This window comes from Streptomyces sp. NPDC104831 (assembly GCF_055583025.1).
The window spans coordinates 39,407-53,159 of the sequence record NZ_JBVJOT010000040.1 but is presented as its reverse complement, the minus strand read 5'-3'; the positions used below and the strand labels follow the sequence as shown (position 1 = coordinate 53,159).

At 72.9% G+C, this 13,753-nt stretch carries 14 protein-coding genes; 6 read left to right on the top strand and 8 right to left on the bottom strand.

Annotated elements, in window-relative coordinates:
- Positions 1 to 5 precede the first annotated feature (5 nt).
- The 6 genes from ACZ63H_RS25675 to ACZ63H_RS25650 form a co-directional block, all read right to left on the bottom strand.
- The gene (locus ACZ63H_RS25675) at positions 6 to 1,466 is read right to left on the bottom strand and encodes a HAMP domain-containing sensor histidine kinase (RefSeq protein WP_469868786.1); all 1,461 of its coding nucleotides are present in this window, start codon (positions 1,464 to 1,466) and stop codon (positions 6 to 8) included.
- Positions 1,463 to 2,197 carry a response regulator transcription factor gene (locus ACZ63H_RS25670; RefSeq protein ID WP_469868784.1) on the bottom strand — a complete coding sequence of 245 codons (735 nt, stop codon included), beginning with the start codon at positions 2,195 to 2,197 and terminating at the stop codon, positions 1,463 to 1,465. Before ACZ63H_RS25670 ends, ACZ63H_RS25675 begins: the two co-directional genes overlap by 4 nt.
- 90 nt (positions 2,198 to 2,287) lie before the next feature.
- A complete protein-coding gene (locus ACZ63H_RS25665; protein WP_469868782.1) occupies positions 2,288 to 2,515 on the bottom strand; it encodes a hypothetical protein in 228 nt (75 codons plus the stop codon).
- Between the two features lie 47 nt (positions 2,516 to 2,562).
- Positions 2,563 to 3,552, bottom strand: a complete 990-nt coding sequence (locus ACZ63H_RS25660; RefSeq protein WP_469868780.1) for a S1C family serine protease — start codon at positions 3,550 to 3,552, stop codon at positions 2,563 to 2,565.
- A gap of 103 nt (positions 3,553 to 3,655) precedes the next feature.
- On the bottom strand, positions 3,656 to 4,681 hold the full coding sequence (locus ACZ63H_RS25655; RefSeq protein ID WP_469868778.1) for a LacI family DNA-binding transcriptional regulator: 1,026 nt from the start codon (positions 4,679 to 4,681) through the stop codon (positions 3,656 to 3,658).
- A gap of 105 nt (positions 4,682 to 4,786) precedes the next feature.
- Positions 4,787 to 5,566, bottom strand: coding sequence for a response regulator transcription factor (locus ACZ63H_RS25650; protein WP_469868776.1), 780 nt, complete (start codon positions 5,564 to 5,566; stop codon positions 4,787 to 4,789).
- Between the two features lie 180 nt (positions 5,567 to 5,746).
- Here ACZ63H_RS25650 and ACZ63H_RS25645 point away from each other — a divergent pair, with 180 nt between their 5' ends.
- From ACZ63H_RS25645 to besB, 6 genes are all read left to right on the top strand, one after another.
- Positions 5,747 to 6,610, top strand: coding sequence for an alpha/beta hydrolase (locus ACZ63H_RS25645; protein ID WP_469868774.1), 864 nt, complete (start codon positions 5,747 to 5,749; stop codon positions 6,608 to 6,610).
- A 55-nt stretch (positions 6,611 to 6,665) separates the two neighbouring features.
- Positions 6,666 to 6,920, top strand: coding sequence for a MoaD/ThiS family protein (locus tag ACZ63H_RS25640; protein WP_318202714.1), 255 nt, complete (start codon positions 6,666 to 6,668; stop codon positions 6,918 to 6,920).
- A 2-nt stretch (positions 6,921 to 6,922) separates the two neighbouring features.
- Positions 6,923 to 8,266, top strand: coding sequence for a hypothetical protein (locus tag ACZ63H_RS25635; RefSeq protein ID WP_469868772.1), 1,344 nt, complete (start codon positions 6,923 to 6,925; stop codon positions 8,264 to 8,266).
- Positions 8,267 to 8,610: 344 nt separating this feature from the next.
- A complete protein-coding gene (gene besD / locus ACZ63H_RS25630; protein ID WP_469868770.1) occupies positions 8,611 to 9,366 on the top strand; it encodes an L-lysine 4-chlorinase BesD in 756 nt (251 codons plus the stop codon).
- 103 nt (positions 9,367 to 9,469) lie between these two features.
- On the top strand, positions 9,470 to 10,237 hold the full coding sequence (gene besC / locus ACZ63H_RS25625; protein ID WP_469868768.1) for a 4-chloro-allylglycine synthase BesC: 768 nt from the start codon (positions 9,470 to 9,472) through the stop codon (positions 10,235 to 10,237).
- Positions 10,234 to 11,784 carry an L-2-amino-4-chloropent-4-enoate dechlorinase/desaturase BesB gene (gene besB, locus ACZ63H_RS25620; protein WP_469868766.1) on the top strand — a complete coding sequence of 517 codons (1,551 nt, stop codon included), beginning with the start codon at positions 10,234 to 10,236 and terminating at the stop codon, positions 11,782 to 11,784. The genes besC and besB overlap by 4 nt, the downstream gene beginning before the upstream one ends.
- A gap of 59 nt (positions 11,785 to 11,843) precedes the next feature.
- On the opposite strand, the gene besA is transcribed toward besB, so the two are convergent.
- Together besA and ACZ63H_RS25610 are read right to left on the bottom strand one after the other, a co-directional pair.
- Positions 11,844 to 13,238: an L-propargylglycine--L-glutamate ligase BesA gene (gene besA / locus ACZ63H_RS25615; RefSeq protein WP_469868764.1), complete on the bottom strand. Its 1,395-nt coding sequence runs from the start codon at positions 13,236 to 13,238 to the stop codon at positions 11,844 to 11,846.
- Between the two features lie 211 nt (positions 13,239 to 13,449).
- A complete protein-coding gene (locus ACZ63H_RS25610) occupies positions 13,450 to 13,737 on the bottom strand; it encodes a DUF1416 domain-containing protein (RefSeq protein ID WP_030792004.1) in 288 nt (95 codons plus the stop codon).
- Positions 13,738 to 13,753: the final 16 nt, after the last annotated feature.

The window sequence follows — 13,753 nt, the reverse complement described above, 5'->3', positions numbered from 1 at the left end:
ACGGGTCAGCCGGCCGCGGTCTCCGGGGACTCGGGCGGCGGGGTCGGGGCGCCCGGCAGGCGGACCGTGGCCACCGTGCCGGTGCCCTCGGCGCGGGCCAGGGTGACCTCGCCGCCCGCCTGCCGGACCGTACGGGCCACGATGGACAGGCCGAGACCGGAGCCGGGCAGCGCGCGGGCACCGGGGGAGCGCCAGAAGCGGTCGAAGACGTGCGGGAGTTCCTGCTCGGGGATGCCGGGACCGTGGTCGCGGACCGTCAGCACGCCCTCGTGCAGGCCCACCTCGACCGTGCCGCCCTCGGGGCTGAACTTCACCGCGTTGTCCAGGATGTTGACCACGGCCCGCTCCAGCGCGGACGGCTCCGCCCGGACGTACCAGGGCTCCAGGTCGGCGGTGATCGACAGCTCCGGGCCGCGCAGCCGGGCCCGGCGCAGGGCGGCCTCCACGGTGTCCCGGAAGGAGACTACCTGGACCCGCTCCCCGCGCTGCCCCTCCGAGCGGGACAGCTCCTGGAGGTCGCCGATCAGCGCGGCCAGCTCGGTCATCTGCGCCTTCACCGAGGCGAGCAGCGCCTTGCGGTCCTCGGGCGGCAGCGGCCGGCCCGTCTCCTCGCTGCGGGTCAGCAGCTCGATGTTGGTCCGCAGCGACGTCAGGGGCGTCCGCAGTTCGTGCCCGGCGTCGGCGATCAGCTGCTGCTGGAGGTCCCGGGAACTGGCCAGCGAGGCGGTCATCGAGTTGAACGACCGGGACAGCCGGGCCACCTCGTCCTCGCTGTCCTCCTCCACCGGGATGCGCACGCTCAGGTCCTCGGTCCGCGCGACGTGCTCCACGGCCTCGGTGAGCCGGTCCACCGGGCGCAGCCCGACCCGCGCCACCGCGAGCCCGGCCGCGCCGGCGCCGAGGACCCCGATGGCCGACACCAGCAGCAGGATCAGGGCGAGGTCGCTGAGGTTCTGCTGCGTGCTCTTGAGCGGGATGGCGACGAGCACCCCGACATTGGGCCCGCGCTCACCGGTCGTGGACGCGGTCGCGAGCAGGGGCCGCGTGAGCACCCGTACGTCGTTGCCCTCGCTGTCGGTGCCGTTGCGGAAGTAGAGCGTGTTGACGTCCAGGTGCCGGATCTCCGACTTGTCCGCCTCGGTGACGTCGATCTTCGCCGAGGCGCCCCCGAACAGGCAGACCTTGCCGTCCTCCGTCACCACCTGGGAGTACCGGTCCCGGAAGGGGTTGTCGGACGGCGCGGTGTCCGTGCAGCGGGTGAGGGCCAGCAGCACCTGGTCGGACTGCGTCGTGTTCTTCAGCGACTTGCGCAGATCCTCGTCCACCTGGTCGTACAGCTTGCGTTCCACGATGAACCAGCAGGTCATCGACACCGCCGCCACCGCGAACGCCACTGCCGCCGCGACCAGCATCGCCAGCCGGGCCCGGATCGGCAGCGCCCGGTACCGGCGCACCAGACGCCTCACTCGGCGCCGCCCTGCCTCAGGACGTAGCCCACGCCCCGCACGGTGTGCACCAGGCGCGGCTCGCCGCCCGCCTCGGTCTTGCGGCGCAGGTACATCACGTACACGTCCAGCGAGTTGGAGGACGGCTCGAAGTCGAAGCCCCATACCGCCTTCAGGATCTGCTCCCGGGTGAGCACCTGGCGCGGGTGGGCCATGAACATCTCCAGCAGGGTGAACTCGGTGCGGGTCAGCTCCACCGGCCGGCCGCCCCGGGTCACCTCCCGGGTGGCCAGGTTCATGCGCAGGTCGGCGAAGGTCAGCGCCTCGTCCTGCCGGGCCTCGGCGGACACCGCCGCCGCGTAGGAGCTGCGGCGCAGCAGGGCGCGGATCCGGGCGAACAGCTCGTCCAGCTCGAACGGCTTGACCAGGTAGTCGTCGGCGCCCGCGTCCAGGCCGGTGACCCGGTCGCCGACCGTGTCGCGGGCGGTGAGCATCAGGATCGGGGTGGTGTCCCCGGTGCCCCGGATGCGGCGGGCCGCCGTCAGGCCGTCCATGCGGGGCATCTGGATGTCCAGCACGAGCAGGTCCGGCCGGTAGGCGCCCGCCTTCTCCAGGGCGTCCGCCCCGTCGACGGCGACCTCGGTGTCGTACCCCTCGAAGGCCAGGCTGCGCTGCAGGGCCTCGCGCACGGCCGGCTCGTCGTCGACGATCAGGATGCGCTGGGGGTCACGGTCGCCATCGGCGGGGCTCATCGCTCGCGGTTCCTCGGGGTGCGGTGGGGCGGGTGCGGACGTCTCTCAGCGTGCCACGTCCCGCGGGCCGCCGGGGGACGCGCGGGCCGGTCAGGTCCGGACCGTGCTCAGCCGGTGCAGCGGAACCTTGCGGCGGTGCCGGCGGACGGCGGAGGTGCGCAGGCCCATCAGCTGCGGGACCGGGGTCACGGCGTCGGGCGCCACCTCCGGGGCGCGGGGCGGCGGGACGGGCACGTGCAGCTCGGACACGATGGACAGGGCGAGGGTGAGGCCGGCGGGGCCGCGTTCGGCCATGCGGTGGGGAACGTGCTTGATCATGACCTGCTCCTTGCTGACTCGTGCGCCGGCTGGGCGCGCTGAGTGGTCTAGCTGGTGCCGCCCGACCGCAGTGCGGCCAGGTCGGACTTGACGGTGTTGACCGGGATGGCGAAGCCGAGACCGATGCTGCCCGCGTCCGAGGACGAGGACGCCTGCGAACCCGAGGAGTACATCGCGGAGTTGATGCCGATGACCCGGCCGTTCGCGTCGAACAGCGCGCCGCCGGAGTTGCCCGGGTTCAGGGACGCGTCGGTCTGTATCGCCTTGTAGGTGGTGGTGGACGAGCCGGTGTCGCCGTTGAACTCACGGCCGCCGAACTGGAACGGCCACTGGCCGTCGCCGTCCTGGCCCTGTCCCCGGCCCTTGTTCTCGTCGGTGGAGACGGTGACGTCCCGGTCCAGGGCGGACACGATGCCGCTGGTCACGGTGCCGGTCAGGCCCTCGGGGGAGCCGATGGCGACGACCGGGTCGCCGACCCGCACGGCGTCGGAGTCGCCGAGCGCCGCCGCCTTCAGGCCCTTGGCCCCCCGCACCTTGATCAGCGCGAGGTCCTTGGAGGCGTCGGTGCCGAGCACCTCGGCGGTGTGGCTCCCGCCGTCGCTGGTGCGCACCTTCACCGAGGTGGCGCCGGAGACGACGTGGTTGTTGGTGACGATCTCGCCGCCCGAGCCGATGATCACGCCGGAGCCGGTGGAGGAGCCGCCCGCGAGGGTCGCGTTGATCTCGACCACGCTCGGGCCGACCGCGGCGGCGATCGCGGCGACGTCGCCGCGCTTGGCCGTAGGCACCGCGGGGGCGCCGACGGCGGCGGCCGCGTCCTTGCCGGTCAGCTCCTGGACCGTGTAGGCCGTGGCGCCGCCGACCGCCGCCGCCACCAGCGCGACGGCCGCGAGCAGGGCCACCGGTCCGCGGGTCCGCTTCTTCCCCGGCCCCGGCTCCGGCGCCGGCGGGTGCGGCGGCGGGGGCGGCCACTCGGGGTTCACGGAGTAGGCGGGGGAAGAGAACGGCTGCTCGTAAGTGCCCTGGCTCTCGGTCATGTCACAAGAGTCCCCCGTGACCATGAGAGCTTCCTGAGTGCACGCTGAGAAGCCCGGCAGAACCGCGTTTGCCCGATATGAAGACGGGGAGGGGGCGTGTCCCTCAGCCCTCGCACCCGCAGCTCTGGCGTACCACCAGGCGGGACGGGAACGTCTTCAGCCGCTCCCGGCGGGAGCCCGCCACGCGCAGGCCGTCGTCCAGGACCAGGTCGACCGCCGCCCGGGCCATCGCCGACCGGTCGGAGGCCACCGTGGTCAGCGGCGGATCGGCGAGCGCGGCCTCCTTGATGTCGTCGAACCCGGCCACCCCCAGCTCGCCCGGCACGTCGATGCGCAGCTCGCGCGCGGCCCGCAGCAGACCGATGGCCTGGTCGTCGGTGGAGCAGAAGACCGCCGGCGGGCGCCGGGGCCCGGCGAGGATGTCCAGGGCGACGCGGTAGGCGTCGTAGCGGTTGTACGGCGCCTCGAACAACCGGCCCTCGATGGGCAGCCCCGCCTCCGCCATGGCCCGCTTCCAGCCCTCGACGTGGTCGGAGACCGGGTCGCCGACGGCCGGGGTCTGCGCGGTGCCGCCCATGCAGGCCACGTATGGGTAGCCGTGCTCCAGCAGGTGCCTGACCGCGAGCTGGGCGCCGCCGAGGTCGTCCGTCACCACGGCCACGTCGTCGATGGCCTCCGGCCGCTCGTGCAGCAGCACGATCCGGGCGTCCCAGGCGTCGATCTCGGCGGCGGCGAGGTCGTTCAGCGCGTGGGAGACGAGGATCAGGCCCGAGACCCGCATCCCGAGGAAGGCCCGCAGGTAGTGCACCTCGCGCTCGCCGATGTAGTCGGTGTTGCCGACCAGCACCATCTTCCCGCGCTCGGAGGCGGCCTGCTCGACCGCGTGCGCCATCTCGCCGAAGAACGGCTGGCGGGCGTCGGGGATGATCAGTCCTATGAGGTCGGTGCGGCGCGAGGCCATGGCCTGCGCCACCCGGTCGGGCCGGTACCCCAGTTCCTTGATCGCGGCGAGGACGCGCTCGCGCGTGGCCGGGGCGACCGGCCGGGGTCCGTTGTTGATGACATAACTGACGACGGCGGTGGAGGTCCCAGCCAGCCGTGCCACGTCATCCCGAGTCACCTTGGCCACGCGCGGAGTCTACGCGGATGGACCCCTTCTGGGCAGGGCGTATCACCAGGCGGCCAGGAGACCCGGCGGTGGCCGGGCCCCGCCCGAGCGGCGCCCGGGGACCGGTCAGGCCTCGGCGGGCACCTCGGCACCGGTGGGCACGGCGGTCGCGCCCGCCTGTTCCGCCTTCGCCCTTGCGGCCTTGCCCTTGGCCTCCTCGGCGGACCGGTCGGTCTTCTCGGGCGTGACGAACCGGTAACCGACGTTCCGGACGGTGCCGATCAGCGACTCGTGCTCCGGGCCGAGCTTGGCCCGCAGCCGCCGTACGTGCACGTCGACCGTCCGGGTGCCGCCGAAGTAGTCGTAGCCCCACACCTCCTGGAGCAGCTGGGCGCGGGTGAAGACCCGGCCCGGGTGCTGCGCGAGGTACTTGAGCAGCTCGAACTCCTTGAAGGTCAGGTCCAGGACCCGGCCCTTGAGCTTGGCGGAGTAGGTGGCCTCGTCCACGGACAGGTCGCCGTTGCGGATCTCCATGGGCGAGTCGTCGTTGACGATCTGCTGGCGGCCCATGGCGAGGCGCAGCCGGGCCTCGACCTCCGCGGGACCGGCGGTGTCGAGCAGGACGTCGTCGATGCCCCAGTCGGCGGTCACGGCGGCGAGGCCGCCCTCGGTGACGACGAGGACCAGCGGACAGCCGGGGCCGGTGGAGCGCAGCAGCTGGCACAGGCTGCGCACCTGGGGCAGGTCGCGGCGGCCGTCGACGAGGATGACGTCGGCACCCGGCGTGTCGACCAGCGCGGGGCCCTCCGCCGGGGCCACCCGCACGTTGTGCAGGAGCAGACCGAGGGCGGGCAGCACCTCTGTCGACGGTTGAAGGGCGTTGGTCAGGAGCAGCAGAGAACTCATACGTCTGGTTCCTCCTCGGTCCCTGCGAGGACGCTGTGCGGACGGGCACTGCTCTGCGATCCCGAAGGCCCCGTACACCCGCGGGACCCTGGGGAATCCCGCTCGTATACAACGCTTCCGAAAGCACAAAAGGACCCGGGGGCTACGCTGCCCGAGTCCTCTGCCAGCAGAATAGCCCACATGAACAACCGATCGGCAGGTGATGCGGCCCGTCCCGCCGATCGTCCGGATTACGGGACGATCGGAAGTGGCCAGGTCCGGGTCTTTCTCCGCACGGCAGACGGCGTGCCGGTCGAATCCGTATACGATCCGGGCGCCGGTGCCGTATACGAAGGCTTTGCCGACCCTTTGGAAGCCGCCGCTCCGGGCTCCCGCGGTCTCGCGTTCGTGATCGCCCACGGCTTCACCGGGGACGTGGACCGGCCGCACGTGCGCCGGGTGGCCGGCGTGCTGCGCGACCGCGGAGCGGTCGTCACCTTCTCCTTTAGGGGCCACGGACGCTCCGGCGGCCGGTCCACCGTCGGCGACAAGGAGGTGCTGGACCTCGCCGCCGCCGTGGAGTGGGCCCGCCGTCTCGGGCACGCGCGCGTGGTCACCGTCGGCTTCTCCATGGGCGGCTCGGTGGTCCTGCGGCACGCGGCGCTGCGACCCGGCACGGTGGACGCCGTGGTCTCGGTGAGCGCGCCCGCCCGCTGGTACTACCGGGGCACCGCCCCCATGCGCCGGCTGCACTGGCTGGTCACCCGCCCCGAGGGCCGCCTGGTCGGGCGCTACGGCCTGCGCACCCGCATCCACCACCGCGACTGGGACCCGGTCCCGCTCTCCCCGGTGCAGGCCGTCCCCCGGATCGCCCCGGCCCCGCTGCTCCTCGTGCACGGCGACCGCGACGGCTACTTCCCGCTGGACCACCCCCGGATGCTCGCCGAGGCGGCCGGCGACCACGGCGAACTGTGGATCGAGGCGGGCATGGGCCACGCCGAGCACGCGGCGGACGACGCCCTGGTGGCCCGGATCGGTAACTGGGCGGTGTCGGCGGCGGGCTAGCCTGACTCACACTGTCTTTGACTTTTCTCGTTCTTGCCGTCGATTGAGGATTCAGATGCCCAAGGTCACGGTCCGCTACTGGGCCGCCGCCAAGGCCGCCGCCGAGGTCGCCGAGGAGCCGTACGAGGCGGACACGCTGGCCGGTGCGCTGGCCGCCGTCCGCGCGCGGCACCCCGGTGAACTCACCCGCGTGCTCCAGCGTTGCTCCTTCCTCGTCGACGGCGATCCCGTCGGGACCCGCGCGCATGAGACGGTACGGCTGGCCGACGGCGGCACGGTCGAGGTGCTCCCGCCGTTCGCAGGAGGGTGAGCATGACCGACCAGCCGTACGAGGGCGGCCCGTACCAGGGCCACGACCCCTATCAGCAGCAGTGGCCCGGACACGAGCAGCAGTACGGGCACGATCCCGAGACGACCCAGCAGTGGCAGGGCCAGACCTGGGAGACCCAGACGCACCCGGCGGTGCCGGCGGAACAGACGCCGTACCCGCCGCGGCAGGAGCAGCAGGCGGGGTACCAGCAGCCGTACTACCAGGAGCCGCAGGCGCAGTACCAGGAGCCGCAGGCCCAGTACCGGGAACCGCAGGTCCAGTACCGGCAGCCGCAGCCGCAGCCGCAGTACCGGCAGCCGCAGCAGGTCCAGCAGTACACGGACCCGTACACGGACCCGTACGCGGGAGCGTATGAAGGGGCGCACGCCGGTATGCACACCGGGGCGCACAACGATTCGTACGCCGGGGCGTACGCCCCCGCTCAGGGATCCGGACCGGTCCCGGCGGCGACTCCCGCCCCGGCCCCGGCGCCCGCACCGGTCGCCCCGGCCGCCCCCGTCGCGGCCGGCGGCGCCGAGCCGGCCGACGAGCCCGCCTACGGCCCCGCCACCCTCGCCGGCAACGCCCGGATCACCGACGCGCAGCGGGCCCGCCTGGAGGGACGTTCGCCGATCATCGAGCCCGGCATGCAGCCGGCCGCGCTCACCGCGCTGCTGGGCCTGCTGCTGGCCGCGGCGGCGCCCGTCGCGTCGTACGCCCTGGTCGTGCCGCTCGTGGTGCTCCAGGCGGTGACGGCCGCGGGCTGGTTCCGGTTGAACGGCATGTGGCCCGCCCGGCAGGGCATCGCGCTGGCCTTCGCGGGCGCGCTGACGGCCGACGCGGCGGTCCTCGCGGCCGGCCGCGACCACGCCCTGGTGGCCATCCTCGGCTCGCTCGGCCTGTGGGTGCTGCTCTCCCTCGTCCTCCAGCTGCGCTCGCACGCCTCGCCGGACGAGCGGCTCAGCGGCCTGATGGCCACGGTCGTCTCGGCGGCCCTCGCGGTGCTGGCCACCGGCTACCTGGCCGCGGGCGCGCACGAGGTGTCGGTGGGCGCGGCGGCCGTCGCGGCGGCGGTCGTGGCCCGCGCCCTGCCCCTGCCGGGCCCGGCCCGGGTCGTGGTCGCGCTGCTCGCGGCGGCGGGCGCGGGCGTCGTGGTGGGCGGCATGACCGGCCTCGGCACCAAGGGCGCCGTCCTCGGCGCGGCGGCCGGGGTGTGCGCGCTGATCGGCCACCGGGTGGCGAGCTACGACTACCCGTCCCGGTTCGTGCACTTCACGGCGGGCGTCGCCCTGCCGCTGTCGGCGGCGGCCCCCGTGGTGTGGGCGCTGGGCCGCGCGCTGGGCTAGCCCGGTCCGCCCATGCCCTGGGCATATGGGGCCGGTAGGCATCGGGCCAATCCACCCGGCCACACGGCCCCCTTCCGTCCCAGGGGTTGCCGCCCGTGCGGACCGGCCGGCCCTCCGGGGAATTCCCCCGGAGATCCAATTCCGCGCCGCCGGCCCGCCGGCCTGCGTTTTCCCTGATCGTCGCGGTTCCGGCAGATGCTCTTGGCCGTAAAACGCGCCTTCCGGATCGGCAACCGTTGATCAGGCTCTGACCCCTATCTAGCCTCTTCAGGAGTCTTCACCGGGCCCAGACGCGCGTCGTCTTCGCCGAGCACGTAATCCCCAGCCGAGCATGGGAGATCACCGTGAGCAGCAATGGGCAGGAAAGCACTGTCGTCAACTCCCTGGAGCCGAGCGCCATCCGCCGCTTGGCGCACCACTACCACCGGTACGGCATCGTCACCGTCACCGATCTGATCCGAGAAGAGACCCGCAAAAGCGTACGGGCCGAGGCGGACCGGCTGCTGGAGAAGTACGCCGAGCGGCGCGACCTCCGCCTCCAGACCACCGGCTACACCCGTCGCTCGATGTCCGTGGTGCAGAGCGAGACGATCGCCGGCAACAGCGAACTGGTGACCTCGATCTACGCGAATCCCGAACTGCTCGGCGCGCTGGAGCGCATCGCCGGCGAGAAACTCCACCCCTGCCCCAAGGCCGACGAGGAATTCCTCATCACCCGGCAGGAACGGAGCGGGGACACGCACGGCTGGCACTGGGGCGATTTCAGCTTCGCCCTGATATGGGTCCTCCAGGCCCCGCCCATAGAGGTCGGCGGCATGCTCCAGTGCGTGCCGCACACGGAATGGAACAAGGACGACCCGCAGATCCACCAGTACCTGGTCGACAACCCCATCCACACGTACCACTTCCTGTCGGGCGACGTGTATTTCCTGCGCACCGACACCACGCTCCACCGCACGATTCCGCTGCGCGAGGACACCACCCGCATCATCCTCAACATGACGTGGGCGGGCGAGCGGGACCTGCGGCGCGAGCTCCAGGGCGACGACCGCTGGTGGGAGGACGCCGACGTGTCGGCCGCCGCCGCCCTGGAGGAGTGACCGGCACCCGTTCCCCCGGCCCGGCCAGGGCCTGTCGCACCTCTCCGCTTTCCTCCGCTTTCCCCCCGCTTTGCCACGCCTTCTCCCGCGACGAGGGACCACCATGACCGATCTGAACACCCCCGAAGCCAAGCCGCTGACGGACCACTTCGACCACGTGGAGCCGGGCATCCGCCGGCGGATCGCCGTGCAGGACCCGGAGGTCAAGGACTACCTGGACGGCGTGCTCGCGAAGATCGCCTCGCACCGGGGCGTCGAGCACCCGTACCTGAACGCGTACCGCACCACGGCGCTCACCCCCGAGCAGGAGCGCCTGATGTTCAGCGAGTGCTACTACTTCTTCCGCTACCTCCCCTTCTACATCACGGGGATGGCGGTCAAGACGCGCGACGAGATGATCCTGCGGGAGATCATCCTGAACGTGGCGGACGAGGTCGGCGGCGAGGTCACGCACTCCACGCTCTTCGCCGACTTCCTCGCCCGGATCGGCATCGACAAGGAGCACCTGGACGGCTACGAACCGCTGGAGGTCACCAAGCGGCTCAACGACGGCATCCGGGTCCTGTACACCGAGTCGCCGATCCACAAGGCCCTCGGCGCGCTCTACGCCGACGAGACCATGTCGTCCATCATGGTCTCGAAGATCAACGACGGGCTGCGCAACCAGGGCTACGACGACGACCTGCGCCACTTCTGGCAGCTGCACATCGACGTCGAGGTCGGGCACAGCAACTCCGTCTTCAACGCCATCGCCCCCTACGTCCACTCGGCCGCCACCCGCGCCGAGTTCGAGTCGGGCGCCTACGAGTTCCTCGGGCTGGTGGAGGACTACTGGGACGGTGTGCAGCGGCTCGTGGGCCTCGACGCATGAGCCCAGCGGCATCCGGCACCACCGGGCCGGCCGACGGCCTGCGGCACATCGCCGCCGGCCGGCCCGTCCCCGGGTCCGTGCACTCGGTGTCCGTCTCCATCCCCGACGTGGCCTCGGTCATCGGCTACGAGTCGCACGACCCGGCCACCCTGAGCCGCATCCCCTGGGGCTACCCGCGCTTCAGGCCCCACCCGTACGTGGCCCGGGTGGCGGAGCTGGCCGCCCGGGAGGACGGGGAGCCGGGCGCGGCGCTGCTGCCGACCCGCTCGGCGCGCGCGGCGCGGGCCGCCGCGGCCTACGCGGGCCTGCCGCCCGACGCGGTGCGCGACCTCACCCTCGGCGGACACGTCCTGTCCGGGGTGCGGCTGCCCGCCGGGGGGCCGCAGGCGGCGCGGGCGCGGGCCCACGTCATGCACACCGGCGGCCACCTGTCCTCCCGGCAGGCGGAGGACGTGCTGTGGGACGCGGGCCTGATCGACGGCCGGCAGCCCGAGGAGACGGTGGACGAGTCGCCCGGCAAGGCCGTCGCGGCGGCCCTCGCCGACGCCTACGGCGTGCCCGGACCGGCGTACGTGGCGCTGCGCAACAGCGGCATGAACGCGGTGGCGGCGGCCATCGAGGCGGTCACGGAGATCCAGCGGGACAGCGGGCGGCGCCGCTGGCTCCAGCTCGGCTGGATCTTCTTCGACACCATGCACCTGTTCGAGAAGAAGGTCGTGGACGCCGAGCACACCACCGTCCCCGACCCCTTCGACCTGGCGGAGGTCGCCCGGGTCGCCGCCGCGCACGCGGGCGAACTGGCCGGCATCGTCGCGGAGATCCCGAGCAACCCGGGGCTGAGCGTTCCCGACCTGCCGGCGCTGCGCGAGATCGCCGACCGGGCCGGCTGCGCGCTGGTCATCGACGCGACGATCGCCACCCCGCACAACGTCGACGTGGTGCCGTACGCCGACGTGGTCTGCGAGAGCCTGACCAAGTACGCCACCGGATCCGCCGACGTGCTGATGGGCGCGGTGGTGGTCGCGCCCGGCTCCCCGTTCGCGCGGGACCTGCTGTCCGTGCTGCCGCGGTACGGCGACGAGCCCTACCGCCGGGACACGGCCCGGGTGGCCGCCCGCATCCGCGGCTACGCCGAGCGGATGGAACGGGTGAACGCGGGCGCCCTCGCCCTCGTCGAGTGCCTGGACCGCCACCCGGACGTGGTCCGCGCCACCGGCTGGCCGCTCGATGCCCGCTCCGCCGCCAACTACCGCAAGGTGGCCCGGGACGCCGGCGGTCCCGGCGGACTGCTCATGGTGGATCTCAAGGTCCCCCTGGAGCAGGTCTACGACCGGCTCGCGGTGGCCAAGGGGCCCAGCTTCGGCGCGGAGTTCACCATGGCGTCCCCGCAGGTCTTCATCGCCCACTACGACCTGCTCACCACCGCCCGGGGGCGGGCCGCGCTGCGCGAGCGCGGGCTGCACCGGGACATGCTGCGGGTCTCCGTCGGCACCGAGCCGCCCCAGGCGGTGGTGGAGACCTTCGAACGGGCCCTGCGGCCCGGCTGACCGGCGCGCCGGGGAAGGAGGCGGGGCGGGTCCCGGGGACCCCCCCCGCTCTCGGCCGGTCAGCCGGCGGCGGGTGCGAGCAGGACGGACCGCGCGGCCTCGCTGTAGCGCTCGGCCGCCGCGAACGTGGGGGCCAGCGCGGTGAGTTCCACGAAGCCGCACGTCCTCAGCGCGCCCAGGACGTGCAGCGCGACGCCCTCGCCCCGGTCCCGGCGGTACAGCAGGTCCTCGGCGCGCAGCCGGGCCACGGCGCTCTCCGGGTCGAGCCGGCCCAGCGCCCCGGGATCGAGGATGCGGCCGTGGACGTAGCACATGGCCTGCCCGTCCGGCCGGCGCAGCCGCCCGTCCGCGCCCACTTCCCGGCCGACCAGGGCCTCGGCGTAGCGCAGCACGTGGCTGGGGCCGACCTTGCGCAGATTGATCTCCACGGCGAGCGGCCCGCGCTCCCCGGCGATCACGAAGTCCACGCCGAAGCTGCCCCGGTGGCCGAGCGCGGCGAGCTGCTCCCCCGTCCGGGCCACCGCGTCCGTGATGGCGGCCTGCCACCGCTCCTCGGCCGGGTACCGGCAGCCCCAGTACTGGCCCCCGGAGAGCACCTGGTCGTGGCAGGCGAGCACCTTCACCGTGCCGTCCGCGCCGATGCGGCCCTGGCCGCTGGGGGAGGAGGCCACGTCCTCCAGGAACTCCTCCACGATCACGCCCTCGCCGGCCAGCTCCCGGTGGAACTCCTCGGCGGACATCCGGATCACCTCGGCCGAGCCGAGCAGGTCCCCGGTGCCGGTGTACTTCCGGCAGTCGATCAGCACATTGCCGACCGAGGCCGCCCAGGTGCTCGCGCTGACCTTGACCAGCACGTGCCGCGGCCGGTCCGGTCCGCCGGCCAGCCGCCGGACCGCGGCGTCCACCTCCGCCTCGCTGCGCAGCGCCTCGGCCCCGCCGCCGGGCACGGGCACGCCGGCCCGCAGCAGGATCTCCTTGCTGCCCGCCTTGCCGCCCCAGCGGGTGACCAGGGAGGCGTGGCCCTCGTCCGGCTCGGCCCCGGTCCTGCGGGCCAGTTCGTCCAGCGCCTCGGACGCCATGAAGTGCACGATCCCGGCCCGCGCGGTCTTGCCGGCCGCGTCCCGCAGCGCGGCCACGAGGCCGTCGTCGCCGAGGACCAGGTCGTCCAGCGGACGCGGCCGGCGGGCGTCGGGGGTGAGCAGGGTCAGCCGCTCGCGGGCGCTTTCGATCATTCGGTCGTCAAAACCGAAGACATCACGGAAATGATATTCGAGGGTGTAGGGGTCGACGGGTTCCGAGGTGACGACGACGGCCCTTTGCGCCGGGTCCTTCAGGCTCCACAGATAACCCAGGCTCCGCTCGGCGGAGTAACGCAGATACGGCACCTCTTCCAGCATGCGATCGGCGTAGTTGAGCGCGTAGATCAGGATCTGCGTGTAACCGGAATTTGTCATACGGGGAGATTAGGGGTGGCGTCCGGGAAATGGTAGCGGAATAGCCCGTTCCGGTGGCGCTCGGAATTCACTCCGTCATCCTCGTATTCCACATTCACGCTTTCGTGTGGCATATGCCGAAGGGCCGCATCCCCACCGGCGTCCAACCCCGGGGATGCGGCCCTTCAGCCGTCACGGTGAGCCCTGTCGGTACGGGCCCGGTCCAGCGCGCTCAGACCGCGATGGCGACCTCCGCGAGCCCGCCCTTCTGGGCGACGACCGTGCGGTCCGCGGTCGCGCCCGGCACCAGGGCGCGCACCGTCCACGTGCCCTCGGCCGCGTAGAAGCGGAACTGGCCGGTCGCGGAGGTGGGGACCTCCGCGGTGAACTCGCCGGTGGAGTCCAGCAGCCGGACGTAACCGGTCACCGGCTCGCCGTCGCGGGTCACCTGTCCCTGGATCGTGGTCTCACCGGGCTTGATCGCCGAGGCGTCCGGGCCGCCGGCCTTCGCTCCGCACATGTCGTACTCCTGAGGG